This is a genomic window from Synechococcus sp. R50.1 (assembly GCF_047462115.1).
Classification (GTDB): Bacteria; Cyanobacteriota; Cyanobacteriia; order Thermostichales; family Thermostichaceae; genus Thermostichus.
In genome coordinates, this window is record NZ_JANSIN010000015.1 from 19,950 (window position 1) to 42,308 (window position 22,359).

The 22,359-nt window shown below is 57.7% G+C and carries 25 protein-coding genes and 1 riboswitch; of the genes, 16 read left to right on the forward strand and 9 right to left on the reverse strand.

Translation table 11 applies throughout. The features are described from left to right. Positions 1–11: 11 nt before the first annotated feature. The 5 genes from NW870_RS05810 (at position 12) to NW870_RS05830 (ending at position 4,012) form a co-directional block, all read left to right on the forward strand. Positions 12–539 carry a hypothetical protein gene (locus NW870_RS05810; protein WP_011431942.1) on the forward strand — a complete coding sequence of 176 codons (528 nt, stop codon included), beginning with the start codon at positions 12–14 and terminating at the stop codon, positions 537–539. A gap of 51 nt (positions 540–590) precedes the next feature. Then, positions 591–1,055, forward strand: coding sequence for a GUN4 domain-containing protein (locus NW870_RS05815; protein ID WP_414374409.1), 465 nt, complete (start codon positions 591–593; stop codon positions 1,053–1,055). 40 nt (positions 1,056–1,095) lie between these two features. Beyond that, on the forward strand, positions 1,096–1,833 hold the full coding sequence (locus NW870_RS05820) for a DUF1995 family protein (protein ID WP_414374411.1): 738 nt from the start codon (positions 1,096–1,098) through the stop codon (positions 1,831–1,833). Positions 1,834–1,945: 112 nt separating this feature from the next. Next, positions 1,946–2,046, forward strand: a riboswitch (TPP riboswitch). Between the two features lie 5 nt (positions 2,047–2,051). Continuing rightward, positions 2,052–3,419 (forward strand): phosphomethylpyrimidine synthase ThiC, encoded by a 1,368-nt coding sequence (gene thiC / locus NW870_RS05825; RefSeq protein WP_414374413.1) that lies wholly within the window; start codon positions 2,052–2,054, stop codon positions 3,417–3,419. A 206-nt stretch (positions 3,420–3,625) separates the two neighbouring features. Beyond that, positions 3,626–4,012: a VOC family protein gene (locus NW870_RS05830; RefSeq protein WP_414330014.1), complete on the forward strand. Its 387-nt coding sequence runs from the start codon at positions 3,626–3,628 to the stop codon at positions 4,010–4,012. A gap of 138 nt (positions 4,013–4,150) precedes the next feature. Here the strand turns inward: NW870_RS05830 and psbM are convergent, their stop codons facing one another. Both psbM and NW870_RS05840 read right to left on the reverse strand, forming a co-directional pair. Next, the gene (gene psbM / locus NW870_RS05835) at positions 4,151–4,258 is read right to left on the reverse strand and encodes a photosystem II reaction center protein PsbM (RefSeq protein WP_071818137.1); all 108 of its coding nucleotides are present in this window, start codon (positions 4,256–4,258) and stop codon (positions 4,151–4,153) included. An 86-nt stretch (positions 4,259–4,344) separates the two neighbouring features. Further along, positions 4,345–4,641, reverse strand: coding sequence for a 2Fe-2S iron-sulfur cluster-binding protein (locus NW870_RS05840; RefSeq protein ID WP_414350488.1), 297 nt, complete (start codon positions 4,639–4,641; stop codon positions 4,345–4,347). 360 nt (positions 4,642–5,001) lie between these two features. On the opposite strand from NW870_RS05840, the gene psbB reads away from it, so the two are divergent. The 3 genes from psbB to NW870_RS05855 all read left to right on the forward strand — a co-directional run bounded on the left by psbB (position 5,002) and on the right by NW870_RS05855 (position 7,568). Continuing rightward, complete coding sequence (gene psbB / locus NW870_RS05845; protein WP_011431948.1) at positions 5,002–6,534, forward strand: photosystem II chlorophyll-binding protein CP47; 1,533 nt, start codon at positions 5,002–5,004, stop codon at positions 6,532–6,534. 125 nt (positions 6,535–6,659) lie between these two features. Beyond that, positions 6,660–6,758: a photosystem II reaction center protein T gene (locus NW870_RS05850; RefSeq protein ID WP_011431949.1), complete on the forward strand. Its 99-nt coding sequence runs from the start codon at positions 6,660–6,662 to the stop codon at positions 6,756–6,758. A 399-nt stretch (positions 6,759–7,157) separates the two neighbouring features. After that, positions 7,158–7,568 (forward strand): response regulator, encoded by a 411-nt coding sequence (locus tag NW870_RS05855; RefSeq protein WP_414343594.1) that lies wholly within the window; start codon positions 7,158–7,160, stop codon positions 7,566–7,568. Between the two features lie 30 nt (positions 7,569–7,598). Here NW870_RS05855 and purQ read toward each other — a convergent pair whose 3' ends face one another. Then, positions 7,599–8,276, reverse strand: coding sequence for a phosphoribosylformylglycinamidine synthase subunit PurQ (gene purQ / locus NW870_RS05860; protein WP_414374415.1), 678 nt, complete (start codon positions 8,274–8,276; stop codon positions 7,599–7,601). A 115-nt stretch (positions 8,277–8,391) separates the two neighbouring features. Next, positions 8,392–8,649: a phosphoribosylformylglycinamidine synthase subunit PurS gene (gene purS / locus NW870_RS05865; RefSeq protein ID WP_011431952.1), complete on the reverse strand. Its 258-nt coding sequence runs from the start codon at positions 8,647–8,649 to the stop codon at positions 8,392–8,394. A 62-nt stretch (positions 8,650–8,711) separates the two neighbouring features. On the opposite strand from purS, the gene NW870_RS05870 reads away from it, so the two are divergent. Both NW870_RS05870 and NW870_RS05875 read left to right on the forward strand, forming a co-directional pair. After that, a complete protein-coding gene (locus NW870_RS05870; RefSeq protein ID WP_414330211.1) occupies positions 8,712–9,485 on the forward strand; it encodes an ABC transporter permease in 774 nt (257 codons plus the stop codon). 16 nt (positions 9,486–9,501) lie between these two features. Beyond that, entirely contained in the window at positions 9,502–10,230 is a 729-nt protein-coding gene (locus NW870_RS05875; RefSeq protein WP_414374436.1) for a 2-phosphosulfolactate phosphatase family protein, read from the forward strand. A gap of 136 nt (positions 10,231–10,366) precedes the next feature. Here the strand turns inward: NW870_RS05875 and NW870_RS05880 are convergent, their stop codons facing one another. After that, entirely contained in the window at positions 10,367–10,651 is a 285-nt protein-coding gene (locus tag NW870_RS05880; RefSeq protein WP_011431955.1) for a hypothetical protein, read from the reverse strand. Positions 10,652–10,879: 228 nt separating this feature from the next. Between NW870_RS05880 and argC the strand changes: the two genes are divergently transcribed. The 4 genes from argC to NW870_RS05900 all read left to right on the forward strand — a co-directional run bounded on the left by argC (position 10,880) and on the right by NW870_RS05900 (position 16,302). Next, positions 10,880–11,986, forward strand: a complete 1,107-nt coding sequence (argC, locus tag NW870_RS05885) for an N-acetyl-gamma-glutamyl-phosphate reductase (protein WP_011431956.1) — start codon at positions 10,880–10,882, stop codon at positions 11,984–11,986. A 38-nt stretch (positions 11,987–12,024) separates the two neighbouring features. Continuing rightward, on the forward strand, positions 12,025–13,491 hold the full coding sequence (locus NW870_RS05890) for a hypothetical protein (RefSeq protein ID WP_414374417.1): 1,467 nt from the start codon (positions 12,025–12,027) through the stop codon (positions 13,489–13,491). Positions 13,492–13,790: 299 nt separating this feature from the next. Then, positions 13,791–15,233, forward strand: a complete 1,443-nt coding sequence (gene murD / locus NW870_RS05895) for a UDP-N-acetylmuramoyl-L-alanine--D-glutamate ligase (protein WP_414374418.1) — start codon at positions 13,791–13,793, stop codon at positions 15,231–15,233. Further along, the gene (locus NW870_RS05900) at positions 15,178–16,302 is read left to right on the forward strand and encodes an FtsW/RodA/SpoVE family cell cycle protein (protein WP_414374419.1); all 1,125 of its coding nucleotides are present in this window, start codon (positions 15,178–15,180) and stop codon (positions 16,300–16,302) included. Before murD ends, NW870_RS05900 begins: the two co-directional genes overlap by 56 nt. 428 nt (positions 16,303–16,730) lie before the next feature. Here NW870_RS05900 and NW870_RS05905 read toward each other — a convergent pair whose 3' ends face one another. After that, positions 16,731–17,354 (reverse strand): hypothetical protein, encoded by a 624-nt coding sequence (locus NW870_RS05905; RefSeq protein ID WP_414374421.1) that lies wholly within the window; start codon positions 17,352–17,354, stop codon positions 16,731–16,733. Between the two features lie 346 nt (positions 17,355–17,700). Between NW870_RS05905 and NW870_RS05910 the strand changes: the two genes are divergently transcribed. Continuing rightward, positions 17,701–17,880, forward strand: coding sequence for a hypothetical protein (locus tag NW870_RS05910; protein ID WP_011431964.1), 180 nt, complete (start codon positions 17,701–17,703; stop codon positions 17,878–17,880). Positions 17,881–18,084: 204 nt separating this feature from the next. On the opposite strand, the gene NW870_RS05915 is transcribed toward NW870_RS05910, so the two are convergent. Together NW870_RS05915 and pdhA are read right to left on the reverse strand one after the other, a co-directional pair. Then, positions 18,085–19,671, reverse strand: coding sequence for an NAD(P)H-quinone oxidoreductase subunit 4 (locus NW870_RS05915; RefSeq protein ID WP_414374422.1), 1,587 nt, complete (start codon positions 19,669–19,671; stop codon positions 18,085–18,087). 253 nt (positions 19,672–19,924) lie between these two features. After that, entirely contained in the window at positions 19,925–20,926 is a 1,002-nt protein-coding gene (pdhA, locus tag NW870_RS05920) for a pyruvate dehydrogenase (acetyl-transferring) E1 component subunit alpha (protein ID WP_011431966.1), read from the reverse strand. 326 nt (positions 20,927–21,252) lie between these two features. Between pdhA and NW870_RS05925 the strand changes: the two genes are divergently transcribed. Continuing rightward, entirely contained in the window at positions 21,253–22,065 is an 813-nt protein-coding gene (locus tag NW870_RS05925; RefSeq protein ID WP_414374424.1) for a phosphatidate cytidylyltransferase, read from the forward strand. Positions 22,066–22,125: 60 nt separating this feature from the next. On the opposite strand, the gene NW870_RS05930 is transcribed toward NW870_RS05925, so the two are convergent. Further along, positions 22,126–22,293: a hypothetical protein gene (locus NW870_RS05930; protein WP_414374426.1), complete on the reverse strand. Its 168-nt coding sequence runs from the start codon at positions 22,291–22,293 to the stop codon at positions 22,126–22,128. Positions 22,294–22,359: the final 66 nt, after the last annotated feature.

Below are 22,359 nucleotides of genomic sequence, written 5' to 3' on the forward strand. Positions count from 1 at the left end.
TTTTGCTGTTCATGACTCTGGAGACGTTTTTTACCCAGCTCAACGCCAATGGCTTAGCCATTGCGCTTTTGCTCTTTGCCACCCCTTGGGTGGTTTGGGTTCTCTGCGACTGGATCCCAGGCCAATGGGAGGAACCTTTTTTGCTCAGCTTAAGTATCGGCTTGGGAGCGGTAACTCTTGTCCTCTGGGCGGGCTACTTGGCCTATGCCACCAACACCGCCGGCTGGCAGGCGGTGGTGAAGCAGGCGGATATGTTCTTGCTGCTGGTGCCTCCCTGGACTTTTCTTAGCTCCATCTGGGTGGCGCGGCAGCGCATGCCTCTCTCGCGGGTGCCGGCTTTTCGCACCTTGCAAGGGATCGGCATTTTGGCGGCAGTCTATCTTATTTTTTCTTGGCTCAGTCGCCGGGTTTATCTTGTCTTTTTTTCCTACATGCCCTTTTCGGCTTTCTTGTGGATCCTGGCAGGGCTGTTGGGGGTGGCGTACATCGGCTATCGCATCATCTTCGGGGATCCGCCCAAGTACCCGCCTGAAACCTGAGGGGACGGACAGCAGGGACTAAAATCAAGGGAGACCTTTTGCAACTTGGCAATGGTGACCGTCCCTCTGACTTCAGCCCTGAATATCGACTATCGTCCTCTGCGGGAGCTGTTATCGGCGGGAGCCTGGCTGGAGGCGGATCGGCTGAGCCTACAACTGCTATGTCGGGCGGCGGGAGAGGGGGCAATGCGGCGGGGCTGGCTGTATTTTTCTGAGGTGAGCCGGATTCCGGTGGAGGATTTGCGAACGATTGATCACCTGTGGCGAGTGGCCTCTGGGGATCGCTTTGGCTACTCTGTGCAGCGACAATTGTGGTTGGGGGTGAATCGCAACTGGGAGCGCCTTTGGCCCCTCATCGGCTGGAAACAGGGCTACCACTGGACTCGCTACCCTGACGAGTTCATCTGGGATCTCTCCGCCCCCAAGGGCCACCTGCCCCTTTCCAACCAACTGCGGGGGGTGCGGGTTCTGGAGGAGTTGCTCACCCACAAGGCTTGGGAAGAAGTGTCTGGCTGAGCATCCCTGGTTACTGGCTGAATCATAATTGGACTAGACTGTGGCCGAGCAACTGCAACTAACCCAATTTCCCAACTTGCCCATCGACCTGGCCCAGGCCTGTGAGCAGGCCATCCAGGCTACACGGCTGGCTATGCAAGCAGGATATCGCCGCCTGCTCATTGAGATCCTGGCTCCTGAGATTAAACCGGAAATCTTGGCCCGTCCGTTTTTGGAGCTGCTGCAACCGCCTGCTTTGGTGCTATTCAGCGATGCCGGCGGAGCGGCTCTGGCGCAGCGGGAATGGGGATCCCTACCCGAAGGGATCGAATTGCAGAGCCTGACTTCCCGCACTCAACCTACCCCAGAACAGAGCATCCTGCTGGTGATGCCCGCGGTTTACAGCTTGGATCAGGTGGAGCGGGTTTGCCAAGCGGTCAGTGGCGGGGATCCCTCTGGGCTGGCTTCCAAAGGACGGGATCCCAAACCCGTCGTGCTGCTCAACCCCCAATTGCAGGATGCCGCCACCGTGGGTGTGGGTCTGGCCGGTCGCCGTCTGCGCCAGCGGTTTCTGAGCACCTTCGAGACCAGCTACTACCTGCGCTCATTGGTGGAGGGAGCCCTGTTTCGCGCCTATCCGGATCCCTGGAGCGTGTGGCAGCAGGAAGAGCCCGGCCTCTACAGCGTCTTGAAGACTTTTATTGCCCAGCCCACCGGCGAGGAAGTGGCCGAACTGTTCAGGGCCAGCAAGGGAAAGGATCCCTGGTGGAGCTGGCGGCGCTGGCTGGGATCCCTGTGAGGGTCAGGATCTCATGGGGAGAGAGGCCAGGGGTGAGGGTTAGTACTATCTCAAACTCTTTTAATAAAGACTATAAAGCTCCCCGCCTCATCTCTATTTCGGTGATATGATCACACCACGCTAGGAGTGTCTGGGGATTATCCCCAGGCTGAGATTACATCCTCAGAACCTGATCTGGTTCATACCAGCGTAGGAAAGCGAGCACTGGAGTTGACAACATGCGCAGCGAATGGGTTGCCCGTCGCCGTGGGCAAGCAAATGTAACGCAGATGCACTTTGCCCGTCAGGGCGTGATTACCGAAGAGATGGAGTATGTGGCCCAGCGGGAAAACCTGCCGGCGGAACTGATCCGCTCGGAAGTGGCCCGGGGTCGCATGATCATCCCTGCCAACATCCATCACACCAACCTGGAGCCGATGTGCATTGGGATCGCTTCCCGGTGCAAAGTCAATGCCAACATTGGCGCTTCCCCTACTTCTTCCGGCTTGGCCGAAGAGCTGGAAAAGCTGAAATTGGCCATCAAATACGGCGCCGATACCGTTATGGATCTGTCCACCGGCGGGGGCGATTTGGATGAAATTCGCACAGCCATTATCCAAGCTTCTCCAGTGCCCATTGGCACGGTGCCCATCTACCAAGCCCTAGAAAGTGTGCACGGCAACGTCGAAAAACTTTCTGCAGAAGACATCTTGCATATTATCGAAAAGCAGGCCCAGCAGGGGGTGGACTACATGACCATCCATGCCGGGATCCTGATCGAATATCTGCCGTTGGTGCGCCATCGCCTGACGGGAATTGTTTCCCGTGGAGGTGGGATCCTAGCCCGCTGGATGTTGGCCCACCACAAACAAAATCCTCTCTATACCCACTTCCGCGATATTATTGAGATTTTCAAGAAATACGATGTTTCTTTCAGTTTGGGAGATTCTTTGCGACCGGGATGCTTGCACGATGCTTCTGATGAAGCACAACTGGCGGAGTTGAAAACCCTGGGCCAGTTGACCCGCATGGCTTGGGAGCACGATGTGCAGGTCATGGTGGAAGGGCCCGGCCACGTGCCGATGGATCAAATTGAATTCAACGTGCGCAAGCAAATGGAAGAGTGCGATGAGGCTCCCTTCTATGTTTTGGGACCTCTGGTAACCGATATTGCGGCAGGCTATGACCACATCAGCTCCGCCATTGGAGCAGCCTTAGCCGGTTGGTACGGGGCAGCCATGCTTTGCTATGTCACCCCCAAAGAGCACCTGGGTTTGCCCAATGCAGAGGACGTGCGCAACGGCTTAATTGCCTATAAAATTGCCGCCCATGCTGCCGACATTGCCCGTCACCGGCCTGGGGCCAGGGATCGCGATGATGAGATGTCCAGAGCTCGCTATAACTTCGACTGGAACCGACAATTTGAACTGTCTTTGGATCCGGAGCGAGCTCGAGAATATCACGACGAGACCTTGCCAGCAGATATCTACAAAACGGCAGAGTTCTGCTCCATGTGTGGGCCAAAGTTTTGCCCCATGCAAACCAAAATGGATGCAGAGGCTTTGAGTGAGCTGGAGCGGTTCTTGGCCGCGCAGCCAACAGGATAAGTCTTGGTTCATCCCCAATCCAATGGGTTGAAACCATCTTCTGTCCTGCCTATGGACTGGATTGGGATCCCAGCCTCAAGCTGTCAAAAAGTTGGGTCTAAAGTTCTGTCCTACCGCAGGGATCCCTACCCTTCGGGGTGGGGAGTGTGTCAAGCTGATCTGGAGGAGAACCGTTGCAGTTGGCTCACTTGAGCACAGAGGATGACATGGCACTTAGACAACTCGGGCATGTCGCCATCCGGGTAGAGGACATTCCCAAGGCGGTGGAGTTCTACCAAAAGCTGGGCATGGTCAACGTCTGGCAGGATCCCGACTGGGCCTACATGAAGGCGGGAGAGGATGGGCTGGCACTGCTGGGGCCGGGCTATCGCGCAGCAGGGCCCCACTTTGGCTTTGTCTTCGACAACCTGGAGGAGCTTCGGCAAGAGCACCAGCGCCTGAAATCCCAAGGGATCCTGGTGGGGGAAATCCACAGCCACCGGGATGGCACTGCCTCTTTCTATGGCAAGGATCCCGACGGCAACCTGTTTGAGTTTTTGTATGAACCTGCGGGAACCTTCGACCAAGCCAAGGCAGCCCAAGCCACAGCTTGACTTAGCACCTTGAGGGCGCTCCCCCAAGTACTCTCAGTTTGTCCAACGCAAAGGGATCCCCTCCTACACAGGGGATCCCCTTTTTGACCGGCTTTAGGAATACCCCTTGCCCAATTTGAATCGGCAGGAGCTGCCCACTCAGTCACCAGATCTGCTGGAGGTTTGCACGTACAAAATCACCAGGAAGATGGCGGGCACCAGAACAACTAAGAGGGTGGCCAAGATGCCCAGGTAGTTCGTCTCCATAACTCACAAATGCCACAAGCCCAACTGGCAGTCAGCATACCACTCTGAGGTGCGACTTGCCCAAAGGGAAAACAGGCGGGCCAAGGCTAGGGCTTTGTTTTGACGGAAACATCCCCCAGCACTTTGGTCTGGCAGGCAAGGCGGTAGCTATCGGGCTTGCGCTTGAGCTTGCGGTTTTCTGCCTCGGTGCGAGGGGAGAGATGCTCGGATCCCTCGACAATCTCCACCACACAGGTGCCACACTGGCCGTTGCCGCCGCAGTTGAGCAGCTTGGCCATCATTTTGTAGAGATCGATCTGGTTTTCCAGAGCCTTCAGGCGCAAGTTAGCGCCTTCAGCGACGAAGATCTCTCGGTTCTCGTTGACGAAGCGAATCGTTGCCATACCCCTGCCAGAAACCACGACACCTTTCAGCCTGAGCCAGGAGAGCGCTCACAGTTGCTAATTATTGTAACATTTTAAGTCATATTTTTAATCTCTGGCGAGAGATCTGGGATGATGATGCCTAAAGTGAGACGGCATCCTGCCTGAAGCCACTCAGGTCGGTAGCGTTTCGTTATACTGTTTGATGCCCGCGATGGAAATTCTGAGAGCGATATCCTCTTGGGTGCGCTCAGGGGTTCAAGCGGGTGCGGCACCCCCCGACTCTGAAGAGACTGCTCAGGTCAGGATCCCAGGTAAGATGTCGGCTTAATTTTGACTGGATATCGCGCAAGTGTTGGAGAACGTGGAGGACCGAGCTTTATGGGACTACCGTGGTATCGGGTCCATACGGTTGTACTGAATGACCCAGGTCGCCTGATCGCGGTTCACCTGATGCATACCGCTCTGGTAGCAGGTTGGGCCGGGTCGATGGCGCTCTATGAAACGGCCATTTTCGATCCGTCGGATCCTGTCCTGAATCCGATGTGGCGTCAGGGCATGTTTGTCATGCCATTTATGGTTCGCCTGGGGGTGGTCAACTCCTGGGGCGGTTGGAATATCTACGGCGAGAGCGTAGCCAATGCGGGCTTCTGGACGTTTGAAGGGGTAGCCACTGCCCATATCGTTTTGTCCGGCTTGCTCTTCTTGGCTGCCTGCTGGCACTGGGTGTACTGGGATCTGGAGCTGTTCCGGGATCCCCGCACCGGCGAGCCGGCTTTGGATCTGCCGAAAATATTTGGGATCCACCTGCTGTTGGCCGGGATCCTCTGCTTTGGGTTTGGCGCCTTTCACCTGACGGGGGTGTTTGGCCCGGGGATGTGGGTGAGCGATCCCTATGCGACGACGGGACACGTCCAGCCGGTAGCACCGGAATGGGGGCCAGCCGGTTTTAACCCCTACAACGCCGGAGGGGTGGTGGCCCACCACATTGCTGCAGGCATCGTGGGCATCATTGCAGGTCTATTTCACATCACGGTACGCCCACCCCAGCGCCTCTATCGCGCTCTGCGAATGGGGAACATCGAGACGGTGCTTTCCAGCTCGATTGCGGCGGTGTTTTTTGCCGGTTTTGTGGTGGCCGGAACCATGTGGTACGGCAGCGCCACTACCCCTGTGGAGCTGTTTGGTCCCACCCGCTACCAATGGGATTCTGGCTATTTCAACCAGGAGATTAACCGCCGGGTAAATGCGGCTATGGAAGCCGGGATGACCCGCAGCGAGGCCTACAACTCCCTGCCCAAATCTTTGCTCTTCTACGACTACGTGGGCAACAGCCCGGCCAAGGGGGGTTTGTTCCGAGCTGGCCCCATGAACAAAGGGGATGGCATTGCCATCGAGTGGCTGGGCTACCCAGTGTTCCGTGACCGCGAAGGGCGGGAGCTGACGGTGCAGCGGATGCCCAATTTCTTCGAAACCTTCCCGGTTATCCTGCGGGATGCCGATGGCGTGGTGCGGGCAGACATTCCCTTCCGTCGGGCAGAGTCTCGCTATAGCTTTGAGCAGGTGGGCGTGACGGTGGAGTTTTACGGCGGCAAGCTGGACGGTCAGGTGTTTACCGACCCGGCAACCGTCAAGAAATATGCCCGCCAGGCCCAGTTGGGTCAGTTGTTTGAGTTCGACCGAGAAACTCCCAAAGCGGACGGCACCTTCCACACCAGCCCCCGCGGTTGGTTTACCTTTGCTCACGCGGTCTTTGCCCTGCTGTTCTTCTTTGGCCACATCTGGCACGGCGCTCGCACTCTCTTCCGCGATGTGTTCGCCGGTATTGACCCGAATATGAGCGAGGAAATGGTGGAGTTCGGCGTCTTCCAGAAAGTAGGGGATCCCACTACCCGCAAGGTGCAGGAAGCCTAGAGCCCTTTTCGGCGATGCCGTCGGCACTCTGCTTCACTTTGGAGATGGGGTGCTGGCGGCTCTGAGTTAATCTGGAATCAAGCCCCCCTTAGCAATCCTTAGCAATTCTGACTTGGAGGTTTCGTATGGAAGCCATCACCTACACCTTTATCCTGTTTTTGACGTTGGGCCTTTTGTTTTTCGCAGTTGCCTTTCGGGAAACTCCGAGAATTACCAAGAAGTAACCCAGGGTAGTGGCTGCCGTTCCTGCTGTGCCGGGCTCAAGCAAGGCAGAGGGAAGGTCAGTCTCTTTTGAGATTTGTGGTTTAGGCTTAGTTCTGGATGGGGCCGGAGCTCTCTCCGGCTTTCCTATTTGCGGTTGGGTAGCGGCAACTCGGAATGGAGTGATTCCAAAATAAGATTCCAAAATAAATAGTCAAGTAGCGGCAACCTGAGGATCCTTCCTTTTGGGAGAGGAGGGGGGAGTTCTCAGAGCTACTGAGACCCTTTTCGGTACTCTTCAGTACTCTGTAGGAGAACGCTTGTCCTACTGCTCAAATTGAACTCGCTAAGGATGCCTTAGGATGGCTTTTGGGATCCCAGAGACAGCTTAGCTTGGGTTCAGATTCAAGATTGGGTTAACGATGGCAACAGTGCTGCTGGTGGAAGATGATCCGATCAACGCCCGTGTTTTTGAGAAGGTGTTGCGACGGCGGGGAGGTTTTGAGGTCTTTCACAGCCAGGATGTGGAGCAGATTTTGAAGCTGGCCCAGGGGCACGAGGTGGATGTCATTTTGTTGGATGTTTCCCTGTCCCAGAGCACCTTTCGCGGCGAGGCGGTGGACGGGATCCGCATTGCCCAACTGCTGAAGGGGGATCCAAAAAGCCGCTCCATCCCCATTATTTTGGTGACGGCCCACGCCATGCGGGGCGACCGCGAGGCATTCTTGGCCCAGAGCGGGGCGGATGGTTATATCGCCAAGCCAGTGGTGGATCACGAGGAGATGGTGAATCAAGTTCGCCAGGTGTTGTCTCAAGGGCCGAGGCAGGAGTGAGCTGTCCCGGAGAAGAATGGAGAAGAAGAATTAGGCGGCGAAGCTGTGCAAAATCGACTGCCAGAAGGGGATCCCATCCTGCCCTGGCAAATCAGGATCTGCTGCCCGCTCGGGGTGGGGCATCAAACCCAAGATCCGACCGCTGGGATCGCAAATGCCGGCGATGTTGTCCACAGAGCCGTTGGGCGCAACCGGAGCATAGCGAAAGACGATCTGCCCTTGATCCTGCAATTGCTTGAGGGTATCCGGGTCGCAGGTATAGCGGCCTTCCCCATGGGCGATGGGCAGGGTTAGGGTGGATCCCTGGGGATACGCGCTTGTCCAGGGAAGATCCTGCCGTTCTATACGGATCCCCACTCGGTCGCAGATAAAGTGCAGGTTGGCATTGCGCACCAGCGCCCCCGGCAGCAGGCCCGCCTCTGTTAAGATCTGAAAGCCATTGCAGATGCCCAGCACATAGCCCCCTCGCGCTACGTGCTCCTTCAGGGATCCCATCACCGGAGCAAAACGAGCGATGGCCCCACAACGCAAATAATCCCCATAGCTGAAGCCCCCCGGCAGCACCACCACATCCAGCTCCGACAAATCCGTCTCTCGGTGCCAGATCAGCCGCGTTGGGCAGCCCAAGAGGCCGCGGGTTACCCAGGCTACATCTCGGTCGCAGTTGGAACCCGGAAAAACAACAACGCCAAACCTCACGCCAGCCATTGGGATCCCTTAAGTGAGAGGAAAGAAGATGGTCAGATTAGAGGGATGGAAGAGGGGTTGGGGGTATTTTTGGAATGGCCATCAGATCAACCCCAAATCGCGTGAACCCATCAAATTAACCACCGATGGCAGCCACTTGGATTTGATAAGTCTCAATCACCGGGTTGGCCAGCAGTTGATGGCACAGCTCATCCACCTGGCGGTGGGCGGTCTCGGCGTCGGGGGCCTCTAGCTGCAGTTGGATATGCTTGCCAATGCGCACCTGCTGTACCTGGGTATGCCCCAGCTGATGCAAGCTGGACTGAACCGCAGCCCCGGCGGGATCGAGAACAGAGGGGCGTAGGTGAATCTGAATCTGGGCCTGGAACTGCATAGAATAAAGGCTGGATCTGTTACCAGTGTACCAGTCGAATCATCACAGCTTTGGGTTCAGCCATGGATGCGTCGCGCGTGGTGGCCATTGCCCACAACGTTTTCCGGGAAACGATTCGGGATCGGATTCTCTACCTGGTGATGGTATTTGCGGTGGCCATGCTGGGAGCCACTGTTTTGATCCCGCAGGTGGCCAACCAGGCCCACAACAAAATCATTGCCGACCTGGGGTTGGCAGCCATTCACTTCTTCGGCCTGATCGTGGCCATTTTCGTGGGCACAGGGCTGGTGAATAAGGAGATTGAAAAACGCACGGTGTATGTGCTGATCGCCAAACCCATGAGCCGGGCAGAGTTCATTGTCGGCAAGCATCTGGGCCTATCGGCGCTGCTGTCGGTGCTGGTGCTGCTGATGACGGTCGTGTTTCTGCTGAGCTTGCTGCTGGTGCAGGCCCCGATCCCCCTTTTGGCCATTCTCTGGGCAACAGTCTTCACTTTCTTAGAGCTGGTGCTGATTGTTGCCGCAGCCCTGCTGTTCGGGGTTTTCACTTCCTCGATTCTGGCCACCCTCTACACCATTGCCCTGTTCCTGATGGGCCATGCCAGCCGCGCCCTGCTGCAACTGAGCAAGCTGGTGAAAGATGCCGGATTTGGCAAACTGTTTGAGGTGATTTATTTGATCCTGCCGGATTTGGAGCGCCTCAATTTGAGAGATGCTGCGGTTTACGGCCAAGTTCCGCCCCCAGCAGAACTTCTCGGAGATGCACTGTACGGCTTGGTTTACACCCTTTTGCTGCTGATTCTGGCAGTGTTGGTGTTCGCCCGGCGTGAGTTCTGACGTTACCTCTTCCCCCATGCGTTTTTTCCACTTCTATACGCCCGAACAGGTGCCTTCATCTGGGATCCCGGAGTGTGCGGTGGCCATTGATGTGCTGCGGGCCACCACCACCATTGCCACAGCGCTGGCAGCAGGAGCAGAAGCGGTACAGGTGTTTGCCCACCTGCAGCAGCTCCAAGAGGCAAGCCAAAACTGGCCGGCTTCCCAGCGGCTTTTGGCCGGGGAACGGGGGGGCAAAGCGGTGGCGGGGTTTGATCTGGGCAATTCCCCTCTCGACTACACCCCCGACCGCGTGCGGGACAAGCGCATCTTCCTGAGCACCACCAACGGCACGCGCAGCCTACAGCGCCTGGAAGGGATCCCGGTGGTGATCACAGCAGCCCTGGTGAACTTGGGGGCCGTGGTGGATTTTCTCAGACGGGGCTCCTTTGCCGAGGTGTGGCTGGTGGGATCCGGGTGGGAAGGGGCCTTTTCGCTGGAAGATACTGCCTGTGCCGGAGCCATCTTGCATCGCCTGGGCTGCTCTTTGAACCAGTTGGGCAACGACGAGACCTTGGCGGCCTTGGCCCTCTACCAAACTTGGCAGGACGATCTGCTGGGTTTGTTGAGGCGCTCTAGCCACGGGCAACGGTTGTTGGGTCTGGGGCCGGAAAACGATAAGGATCTGGCCTATTGTGCCCAGCTGGATCGTCTCTCGGTGGTGCCCCGACAGGTTCAGCCAGGGGTTTTGGCCAACGGCAGGTAGATTCTGGACAGGTGGAGCGACCTGTGGATCCCACCACCCTCTGAGCTGGAAGTAGGCGGCCATTGTCAGCATGGGCTGGATCTCAACAGGCCGGGCGTAGGCTTGGGGATCCTTCCACGCCAGATATGGTCTTCGGCTAACCTGCTTGTGCCGTGTCGGGAGCGATGCCCAGCGCTTTCTGGTGCAGCCACGCCTGCCATTCCCCTGGGATCAGCTTGTTGTTAAACGCATCGCCAGAAACAAACATATCCCGCTGATTCTGGGCCAACACAAAAATGGAGCGGCGATCGAAATGGGAAGTGAGCTTGTAGAGGGTGTAGGGGCCTTCTGAGTAGAGGGTCAGAGTTTCCTGATCCAGGCCATGGCGGCTGCTTTGGCCATAGGCCCGCAAGACCATGTTGATCAATCGCTCATAGTGCATAGACCGCAGATTAGAAAGCTACACAGAACATAGACAGATATTACGGAAGCCGCTGCCAAGGCCCGAGCGGCTCAGGTGAACCCAGCATAACAAATCCCCCTGGATGGCCACGCAACGCTAACGCGAATGAAAACGCGAATGGACAAGATGCAGCGTCAAATGGGGTAAGAAAATGCGATAGAACTTAGGGCAGACCCTCATGTAACCCTCTTGCACAGGCAACCCCCCATGGCCAACATGGCGCCCCGCCCACCCCACCCCACAGAGCCTGTCCGCATTGGCATTGTCGGCGCTTCCGGCTACGGAGGGGTGCAGTTGGTGCGGCTGCTGAGCGAGCATCCCGGCGTGCAGATCACCTACCTGGCTGGGCAAGACAGCGCCGGCAAGCGCTACGGGGATCTCTATCCCCAGTTGGCCCAGGCCGTGGATCTGACCGTTCAGCCGGTAGAGGTGGATCGCATTGCCGCCAACAGCGATGTGGTGTTTTTGTCTCTCCCCAATGGGCTGGCTGCTGAGCTGGCTCCGCCTTTGCTGGCCAAAGGGTGCAAAGTCTTGGATTTGTCGGCAGATTACCGCTTTCGCAACCTGGCCACCTACCAATCTTGGTACCGCATGGGTCAGACGGATCCCAACTGGCCCAGCCCTGCCTATCGCCAGGCCAATGAGCAGGCGGTCTATGGGTTGCCGGAACTTTACCGCGAGGCGATTGCCCAAGCCCAACTGGTAGGCTGTCCCGGCTGCTATCCCACTGCCTCGTTGTTGGCGGTTGCCCCTCTGCTGCGGCAGGGGTTGGTGGAGCTGGACAGCCTCATTTTCGATGCCAAATCCGGCGTTTCGGGGGCAGGTCGTACCCCCAAGGTGGGATCCCTGTTTGCCGAAGTGGACGGCTCTCTGGCAGCCTATGGAGTGGCCCAGCACCGCCATACGCCCGAGATCGAGCAAGCCTGCACCGACCTGACCCACACCCCCATCACCGTGCAATTTACGCCCCATCTGGTGCCCATGGTGCGGGGGATCCACGTCACGTTGTATGCCACCCTGCGGGATCCCGGCTTTGTGGGGGAAGATTTGCTCACCATTTACAACGCTTTCTATCGCCAATCTCCCTGGGTGAAGGTGCTGCCGCGGGGGGTCTACCCGCAAACCAAATGGGTCTCCGGCACCAACACCTGCATGATCGGGGTGGAGGTGGACAGCCGCACCAACCGCGTTATCGTCCTGTCGGTGATCGATAACCTGATGAAAGGGCAAGCCGGGCAGGCAGTGCAGTGTCTCAACCTGATGATGGGATGGCCGGAAACGTTGGGTTTGCCTCGGCTGGCGTTTTACCCCTAGCTATAATGCCCGTGATCCCCTTGAAGCGGATTCTGTCCATGTCTGAACCCCTGAATCCCCCTTTCCATTCCGAGCCCCAAAACGCCTCGCCCAGCTCAAAGGTTGCCTCAGATGCCGTCAATGGCGCTGCTGAGGGCCTGAACTGGGAGGAGCTGTGGCGGCAGCTGGAAGCGGGCTGGCAGGATCTACCCCGTCGCTCCGAAGAGACGGTGCAACAGACCCTGGCTCGCCTGCAACTGGAGTGGGGCGGGCTGTGCCGAGAGGCGCGGGATCGGCTGCAAAGCGCTCTGGAACAGTCGAGAACGGCGGGATCCCCAGAGCCCATCCACCGAGAGCTGCAAGCGCTCTTGCCCCTGCTTAACCCCTGCCAATGGGAAGTGGTCATCGGCTCTTTGCGGCAGGCTGCGGATCGCGCCTGGGTGGCCAGCTTGCTGTATCACGGCTTGCAGGAAGCGGCCTATCCAGAGGCGGAAAGCCACGGGATCCCTTCTTGGGCTCAGACGCTAACCTCTGACCAACGCTCTGCTCTAGAGGCGATGAGTGCCCGTGCCTATGGCAACAGCCGCCTGCCTCTCGTGGTCGCGACAGCGGTGCAGAGCAACATGGACAAAGCCGGCCAGATCCAGGTGAAAGCCTCAGCCGCCTTGTTGGCCGCCTTGATCGCCATCGAGATCGGCAGTGTGGGTTCGGCAGGTGCCTTGTCCTTGCTGGGCACACCGGAGCTGCGCAAGCTCTTGAATGCCGAGGGCAAGCTGCGGCGAACTGGCTTAAAACAGGGACGAACTGCCCTCACAGAAGAAGAATGGCAAACGCTGCGCCGTTGGCTGGATCCCAAGGGATCTCCTCCCGACTGGTATCTCAATCTCACTCAAGTGGGGATCCAGACCACCCAAGTGGGGGACTATGCGGCACGGCGGCTGCGGGAGTTTTTCCAGAGTGAGTGGATTAAGCTCGTGATCCCCCCCTTGTATCACCTGGTCATCGATGCAGTGCGGCTGCTGACGGGAGAAGTGTTTCTCAGCGTGGGCACCACCCTGGAATCGGCTTTGGAATCGGCAGAGGCAGAGCGGCGACTGGAGTTGGTGCTACAAGCCTTGCCCCAAGCGCGGAATATTCCCAGACCCAACCAGATCCAGGCTGCCATCCCTGCTGTGGTGGAAGCTGCCGAGAAAATCCTCAGACCCCTGCTGGCCCGCCAGTTAATGACGGTGGCGGACATCTTCGATCCGCCCATTCGCAACGAGAGCCTAAATGAATTGGGGCGGCAGCTCAACCTCTGGAACCCCTTCCAGTTTTTGCTCACCTGGAGCACGGCCGGCTGGCTGGAGGCCCTTCTGGATCAGATCAGCGAGTTGCAGCAGACCTACCCAGAAATGCCCCTGTGGGAGAGCTATCGCCAGGGCCTTGAAACGGCAGTGCAAGCTCCACGGGTGATGGATCAGGCGGAGGCTCTGCGTCTAACGGCCAAGAGTCTGGATCCCAAGTTGGATCCCTTGGAAGATTGAGTAGATGATGCATAGGGAAGAAAATTTCCTACAGCATCCACAAAGTGAGGCTGGCAGGCTAGGTGGAATCTTTTCTACGCCAAAGACAAATCTGCACGGGTTGTAGAGGGTGGCCGGCGGACTGGTCTCCAGCCTATTCCCAAGTTAGCCATCCAGGCGGCTAGGAAAACTCCATCCACTCCACCAACTGGTTACCCCCATAAGCAAGGGGAGTGTCGAACAAAAACATGCGGGTCAAGGACGTGACCGGTAAGATCCAAGCAGGGATCCCCAAATAAAGAAACGAAGTAGAAACCAACGTGCAACATCAAGTTTTGGGGTTAGGCATTGCGGGGCTGGCGGCAGCGCGACTGTTGCGGGCCCAGGGCTATGAAGTGCTGGTTTGGGATGAGCAAGATTCCCCTCTTCTCAGACAGCGGCAGGCTGAGCTCAATCAAGAAGGGATCCCGGTTCGGCTGGGGCAGCCTTTTCAACTGGCCGAAGGAGTGGAGCAGGTGGTGGTCAGTCCGGGCATTGCCTGGGATCACCCGCTGCTGCAGGCGGTGCGTCAACAGGGGATCCCGGTGGTGGGAGAGGCGGAGCTGGCCTGGATCTATCTTGACCACCTACCCTGGGTGGGGATCACCGGCACCAACGGCAAAAGCACCACCACGGCTCTGGTGGCGGAAATGTTCAAGGCGGCGGGGTTGCAAGGGATCCCCTGCGGCAACATCGGCCTGCCCCTGTCGCAGGTGGCTTTGGCAACGCTCCAGGGAACGCTAGAGCCGGACTGGATCGTGGCGGAGCTGAGCAGCTATCAGTTGGAAGCCAGCAGCCGCCTCATGAGCAGCACTCCTGGAGGCCCGCCGCGTATTGGGGTGTGGACCACCTTCACTCCCGATCACCTAGAACGGCATGGGACGCTGGAGCGCTATGCCAGCTTCAAGGCTCGCCTTTTGGATCGGGCCCAGTGGCGGGTGCTCAACGGCGAGGATCCCTACCTGTGCCGCCGCCGGCAGGACTGGGAAAATACCTATTGGACTTCCCTTGTTGCTACCCAAGGCTGTTGTGACCGGGATCTCACTGCAACCGTTGACCTGCGGGAAAACCGCCTCTACATCCAGGGGGAGATGGTGGCGGAGCTGGAGGACTTTGCAGAACGCTGCCCTGGCCAACACAATCTGCAAAACCTGCTCTTGGCGGCGGCAGCAGCGCGTCTAGCTGGGCTCCCCAACGTTGCCATTCAAAAAGCCATCCGATCTTTTGCCGGCATGCCCCATCGACTGGAGCGGGTGGCGCAAATCCAGGTGGGAGCCACCCCCATCCGCTTTGTCAACGACAGCAAGGCCACCAACTACGAAGCCGGCTGGGTGGCACTCAACGCCCTCTCCCCACCCATTATTCTGATTGCCGGGGGAAGGGCCAAGCAGGGGGATCCCGGCGCCTGGTTGCGGTTGATTCGGGCCAAGGTGGCCCGCGTGTTGCTGATGGGGGAGTCTGCCCCAGTGCTGGCAGAGGCCCTCCAGGGGATCCACTATACTGACGTTGAGCTGGTGCCAACCCTAGATGTAGCGGTGGAAAGAGCCTTTGCAGCGGCTTGTTCCCTTTCGCGTCAAGCTCAGAGCTTGGGGAAGCCCGCTCAACCCATCACCATTTTGCTGTCCCCCGCCTGTGCCAGTTTTGACCAGTACTCCAGCTTTGAACACCGTGGCAACCATTTCCGAGCCTGCTGCCAAGCCCTCCAGGGATCCCTGGAATGCTGAGGCTCGCTGGCTGCGCTGGCTCACCTTGATCTGGCTGGTGCTGGGGCTGCTGATGCTGTTTTCTGCTTCCTACCCGGTGGCTCAGCGGATCACCAGCGATGGCCTCTACTTTTTCAAGCGCCAATTGCTCTGGGCCGGGCTGGGTCTGGGCTGTTTCTGGGCTCTGGTGCGGATCCCATTGCGGCGCTGGTTCCCCTGGGCCGGGATCCTCTGCTTGGTGGGAGTTGGCTTGGTGTGGGCCACCCAGGTGCCGGGGTTGGGGGTTTCCCGCCTGGAGGCCAGCCGCTGGCTGGATTTGAAGGTGATCCCTGTTATCCAGCCCTCGGAATTGCTCAAGCCCCTGTTGGTCTTGCAGGGATCCTGGGTTTTTGGCCGCTGGTTTCACCATCCCCTCTGGTTCCGCGTCCTCTGGGCGGGCATCTTCGCCTTTGCGCTCTTGGGGATCCTCGCCCAGCCCAACCTGGGCACCACGGCCATCTGCGGCCTCACCCTCTGGGTCATGGCTTGGACCGCCGGGATCCCAGCTTTCACCCTTTTGGCCACAGCGGGGCTGGGGATTCTGGCGGCTGTGGTGAGCATTCTCAGCAAAGATTACCAACGGCGGCGCATCTTGGCTTTTTTGGATCCCTGGGGTAACGCCCAAGGGGATGGCTACCAGCTGGTGCAAAGCCTGTTGGCCATTGGCTCCGGCGGCCTGTGGGGCAAGGGATATGGCCTCTCCCAGCAAAAGCTGTTCTACCTGCCCATCCAATACACCGACTTCATCTTCTCGGTGTATGCAGAAGAGTTTGGCTTGGCCGGATCCCTGTTCTTTCTGGGGTTGCTGACCTTCTACACTCTGCTGGGCTGGCGGGTGATGGGGCGCTGTCGAGAGCTGACCATTCGCTTAGTAGCCTGTGGCTGCCTGATGTTTTTGGTGGGGCAGTCGCTGATGAACATCGGCGTGGTCACCGGGGTTCTGCCCACCACAGGTGTGCCCCTGCCTTTGTTCAGTCATGGCGGCAGCTCTATTCTGGCAGGGCTGATCACAGCAGGATTGTTGGTGCGGGCAGCCCGCGAAGCAAGATGAAGGGATCCTTTCACGCAAGCAGCAAACCCAGAGGGCCAGGGATCCCTATTGGATTGGTTAGTCTCTGCTTTAGAGCGGCTTCTTATGCAGCAAAACCAAAGCTGAAGTTGAAACCGAGCCTAGATCCAGCCCATTTCATCCAAAACGAGGGTAAACACCGTCGCGCAACAGGCCACCAACAGCGACACATAAGCCGGCTGACCGTGGGCAATGCAAACACCGGCTGCCACCGAAGCGCCCGCAGCTGCAGAAAAGGTACGACCTGCCCAATTGCCTTTGGAGGGTTTGTCAGAAGGATTGAATTTGTTAAACATTTTTACAGCAGAAAGAGGATTCAAAGGGAATCAATTCCATAGGAAACGGCCTCAGGTTATCACCCCCCGACTCGATTCCAGAGGGATCCAAGGCCATTCTCAATATTTCTTCGCTTAGGCTTCAATCTTTCGTAAAATTGCGCTGAGATGCTCATAATCATCCCGCAACAGAGAGCTCAACTGCCGACCTGCCTGTAAAAGCCAGTTGCGATCTCGGTTCAGGATTCGGTAAGTCTGGCGGATCACGGCAGCCACCAGCTCATCGGTTGGGATCCCGTTAACCTGTAGCAGGGTGCGCAAAAACTCGAAAGAGCGGCAAAATTCCCTCACTTCCGTATCGGAGCAGAGATAAACCGGCTGGTGAATCTGGGGAGGCCGTGGCGGCAAGTACTGGTAGACTCGTCCCCCGCTGACAAAGCCGACAATGGCCGCGCGGAAATCGGTGCGCAACATGGCAAAAATTTGGGGCTGTTGCTCCCGCAGCTCCTGAGGGGAGAGGCCCAAAGCCCTGGCGCGGTGGACGGTGTCGATGGGGGCGATGGCGGCATAGCAAACCACCCCGTAGATTAGGTTGCCGGTCTCTTCGTCTTGGGAGCGCGTCCAACTGCCGAGAGCAGGCATGGGTGGGAAGGTCAGACGTTCCGGCTCGAAGCACTGGGCCACAAAGGTTGTGGTGTTGGCTTCCACCACTTCTCCAAAAGCAGAGGCTGGCTGGGGAGAGATGGCCTTGGCTCTCATCGCGATCTCAGGCTCCTCAAGGGTTGCTGCTGCAGAGGCCGGCGAAGGGAGGTGGAATTCAGACCCACAGACAAGTCAAGAGAAAATAGAATCTTTCTAGGTTTTAAGACTTGTGAAGATAGGGGCAATCCCCTCGCCCAACCTTTTACCCCTTCTGCAACATTTTTCCCATCCCCGGACGGCAAATCGGCAACTCAACGGCCTATGAGATCCTCATTGCTAAGAAAGTTAGCCGACTCTGGGGATCCCTGCGTAATATATTTTTTCACACGCTCCCGCGCAAATTCGCCATCCTAAATATTAGCCATTCTAAGTATTGAGCAGTTGGCGAGCGGAGGGAAAAACAATGAATGCTCAGCAACGCGGCCAAATCATCGCTTCTGAGTGGATGATCGACAGCCAAAACCCAGTACACTCCATTTCTCGGCTCAAGCGTCGGGCGACCTACTCCGATGTAACCCTCTGGTGGTTGGTGGTGCAGCTAAACCTGATGGAACAAAACTCTATTCATACCGATCACCGATAGAATGGACGGCGCAAGAACAATCGGCCACAAGAAAATCCCAGCCCAGGGATATCCCGGATCCCAAACCCAACCTTAAAACTTAAAAAAAACAAAAGAAGAGCTGAATGTTGAGTGGGGCTGCTCCTCAAACACCAGCTCTTCTGGACAGAGAAGAAGTAGATAGAGAAAGACCGAACAAAGGGAAGCCGAGCCCTCGACCTCCTTTCAATCCTCCAGGGGCAGAGCTGCCACCTGGGCCGGTTGCACTGGCGAGGGGAAGAAAGGCCGCTGCACGATTTCAGTTGCCAACACACTGCGCAACTGGGCAGCTACCGCCACCGTCGTGACATCGTAGGTTTGGGTAGCCAGGCGCGGGTAGAAGCCAATGCCGAGAATCGGCAACAGCAGACAGAGGGCCACCGCCATTTCCCGCGGGCGCATATCCCCCAGGTAATCTTCCAAAACTAGGCCGGGATCCTGAGCCCCGTAGAACACCTGCCGCAGCATGGAGAGCAAGTAAATGGGCGTCAGAATGATGCCCACTGCCGCCAGCAGGGCAATTCCAGCTTTGAAGGTCGGCGCATAGGCATCGCTGGTGGTCAAGCCCAAGAACACCGTCAGCTCACCCACAAATCCGCTCATCCCCGGCAGCGCCAGAGAGGCCAGGGATCCCGCCGTAAACAGGGCAAAAGCCTTCGGCATCTGCTTGGCCAACCCTCCCAACTTGTCGAGGGCAAGGGTGTGGGTGCGCTCGTAGGTGATCCCCGTCAGGAAGAACAAAACTGCAGCGATCAGACCGTGGGAGATCATTTGCAGCACTGCCCCATTGATGCCCAGCTCCGTAAAGGCGGAGATCCCGATCAACACAAAGCCCATGTGGGCGATGGATGAATAGGCCAAGCGCCGCTTGAGATGGTTCTGACCGAAGGCGGCCAACGCCCCGTAAATGATGTTCACCACACCCAACACCGCCAGCACAGGGGCGAAGTACACGTGGGCTTCCGACAACATGCCCACATTCATGCGGATCAGGCCATAGCCACCCATCTTGAGCAGAACTCCCGCCAAGATCATGGAAATGGGAGCAGAGGCTTCGCTGTGGGCATCCGGCAGCCAGGTGTGCAGCGGAAAAATCGGCAGCTTCACCCCAAAGGCGATCAGCAAAGCCGCATAGGCCAACAGCTCCAAGGCCACCGGGTAAGACTTAGCGCTCAGCTCTGCCATCTCCAGGCTAAAGCCCTCGCCGTAGAAGGCCATCGCCAGGGATCCCACCAAGATAAAAATGGAGGCGGCGGCGGTGTAGAGGATGAACTTGGTGGCGGCGTACTGGCGCTTCGGCCCACCCCAGATGGAGATGAGCAGATAGACCGGCACCAGCTCAATCTCCCACATCAGGAAGAAAAGGAGCATGTCCTGCGCCAGAAATACGCCCACCTGGGCACCGTACATCAGCAGCAGCAAGAAGAAAAACAAACGCGGCTTATGGGTGAGATTCCAAGCCGCCACAATCGACAGGGTTGTGATCAAACCCGACAGCAACACCAGCGGGAAGGAGAGGCCGTCCACCGCCAGCGACCAGTGGAATCCAATTTGGGGCACCCAGGCGTAGCGCTCTGCCAGTTGCAGAGAAAAGTCCTGCAGGTCATAGTGCCGCGCAAAGACATAGACCATCAGGCCCAAATCAAAAGCCCCCACAGCGAGGGCATACCAACGCACCCAACGGCTCTGGGGGATCAAGGGGATCCCGAAGGCTGCCAGCAGAGGCAAGAGCACCAGCACCGACAGCCAGGGAAACTCAAGAGGATTGCTCATGACCGGGAATAAATACTCATGCTCGATACCTCAATGATATGAAGCTGTGTAAACAAATGGGAAGCGATATTTACAAAAAAATCTGCGCAATAGCGCAGATCTCGAGAAGGTTTCTCCAATGCCAATCATCGAGGATCCTCAAGGGATCCGGCGCGATAGCGCTCCGTCGGGTGGATAGGCCGCCCGAGCTGGCCAGGGATCCTCCGGCCAAGCAAGATCTCGGCTCCTGAACTCCCCCGGTACCTGGGGGGGTCTACTCGTCTTCGGCAAAGACAAAACGGTGCAGCTCGTCCAGGGTTGGCTCTGGGCTTTCCAGAGCAAAAAGAACCGCGTCCTCAATCACGGCGCTGACCTCCGCGTGGATGGCTTGGAAGTCTGCCTCGGTCATTAGGTTGTGCTCCAGGGCATAGCGTTCCAGTTGCTTGATGGGATCCCGCTGCCGCCAGAACTCTTTTTCCTCAGGACTGCGCAGCTCGTCAGGGTCGGCCAGAGAATGGCCCCGGAAACGATAGGTGATGCACTCCAGCAAGGTGGGGCCTTCTCCGGCACGGGCGCGGGCGATGGCCTGTTGGGCGGCCTCTCGCACTGCTAGCACATCCATCCCATCCACCTGGTAGCCGGGCATGCCAAAAGCCGGGCCTTTGCGGTAAATATCGGTGTCGGAAGTGGCGCGTTCATGGGCCATGCCAATAGCCCAGAAGTTATTTTCCACCACATAGATGATGGGCAACTTCCAGAGGGCAGCCATGTTGAGGCACTCGTAAAACTGGCCGTTGTTGCAGGCTCCATCCCCGAAGAAGCAGGCGGTTACCTGGTCGGTGCCCCGATATTTGGCAGAAAAAGCAGCCCCCGTCGCCACTGGGATCCCTTCGGCCACGAAGGCATAGCCCCCCAAGAAATTGTGCTCCGCCGAGAAGAGGTGCATGGAACCACCCCGACCCTTGCTGCAGCCGGTGGCCTTGCCGAACAACTCTGCCATGACCGCCCGCGGCGGGATCCCGGTGCTGAGGGCATGCACATGATCGCGGTAGGTGCTGCACACGTAGTCGGTGGGCTTGAGCGCCTTGATCACCCCCGTAGAGACGGCCTCTTGGCCGTTGTACAGATGCACAAAGCCGAACATCTTGCCCTTGTAGTACATTTCGGCGCACTTGTCTTCAAACAGGCGGCCCAGCACCATGTCTTCATAAAGAAGACGAGCCTCTTCGGCAGAAATGCGAGCAGTTGTGGAGCGCGAAGTAAGTTCTTGAACCATGCTGCGGTGCAACGAATCAGAGGTATCTTAGGCGGTCAGCAGTGAGCTTTGCGGTTTGCCCATTATCTCATGCTCCAGTCTGTCTGCCACCTTACCTGGAAATCCCATCCTGCAGGGCCGAAAGCGGTTGTTTCGAGGTCAAGGGAGTTAAACTGAAAGGCTAGGGCAAGAGGCGTTTCCATTGCAGCAGCCGCATCAGGACTCCGTCCCGCAAACGCGAATCTTGAACACCAGAGGGGGGGTTTCTTCTGCTCTCGGCTTGGACGTCGATCTGCTGGAGCCGGGGGCGAGAGGTATTTGGCCAGCCAACGTGACGGGGTGCGCCCATGGGAGCCCGTTGGGTTAGCGGTTTTGCGGCGGTGTTGTTTGCGTTGGCGGTCACCCTGCTAGGGGGCTGGTATTTTACTGCAGCCATTGGGCTGATCATTTTTTTGGCCCAACTGGAGTTTTTTCGCTTGGTGCAAGCCAAAGGCAATGCGCCGGCCATGCGCACCACCATGTTTTCCAGCCAGGTGCTGGTTGTTTTACAGCAGGTGAGGCCGGAGTGGACCAGCCCTGCCTTTATCGTGGCGGGATCGATCATCTGTTTTTATTTGCTCTTTAAGCCCAAGGTGGCCACCATTGCCGATATTGCCACCTCGATTTTGGGGTTGTTCTACTGTGCGTTGCTGCCCAGTTTTTGGATTCGGGTCAGGGCCTTGTCTTTTGCGCAAGGGCTGGGCGAAGGGCTATGGATTACGCTGCTGGCCATTGGCTGCGTGATCGCTGCCGATGTGGGGGCCTACCTGTGTGGTCGGGCCTTTGGGCGCACCAAGCTCTCCATCCTCAGCCCGAAGAAAACGGTGGAAGGGGCGGTAGCCGGGATTGCCGCCAGCATGACCCTTGCGGTGGTTGGAGCCTATTACCTGGGCTGGCCGTGGAGCTGGTTGAGTGGGGGCATTCTGGGGTTTTTGATTGGGTTAACCAGCCTGCTGGGAGATCTCACAGAATCTCTGATGAAACGGGATGCAGGGGTGAAAGATTCCGGGGATCTGATCCCGGGCCACGGTGGCATCTTGGATCGGGGAGACAGCTATGTGTTCACCGCGCCACTGGTGTTTTACTTCATGGAATGGCTCAACGCTTACTCTGGGCTCTAGAGCCATCTCGTAAGCCTGCCAAAACCCAAGAACGCACACCAGTTACAAGTGGAGGAGTCCTCAATTCAAAATGGCTTGGCACTCGGGAGCCTCTAAAAACTCGTCCGGCGAAATGAGGTATCCTGGAGGCGCAGTCACAGGCACGAACCCCTCCAAGTTCAACTCGGTTTCGTCGTAAACCACCAGTTGGCTGAAACCGGCAACAGGATCCCCAGGATCCCCCTCCACCTCGAGAATGCGGGCCTTCTGCCGGATAATCTGGGGGGTTTCTACTTCTAGTTCAGAAGGGGTTGA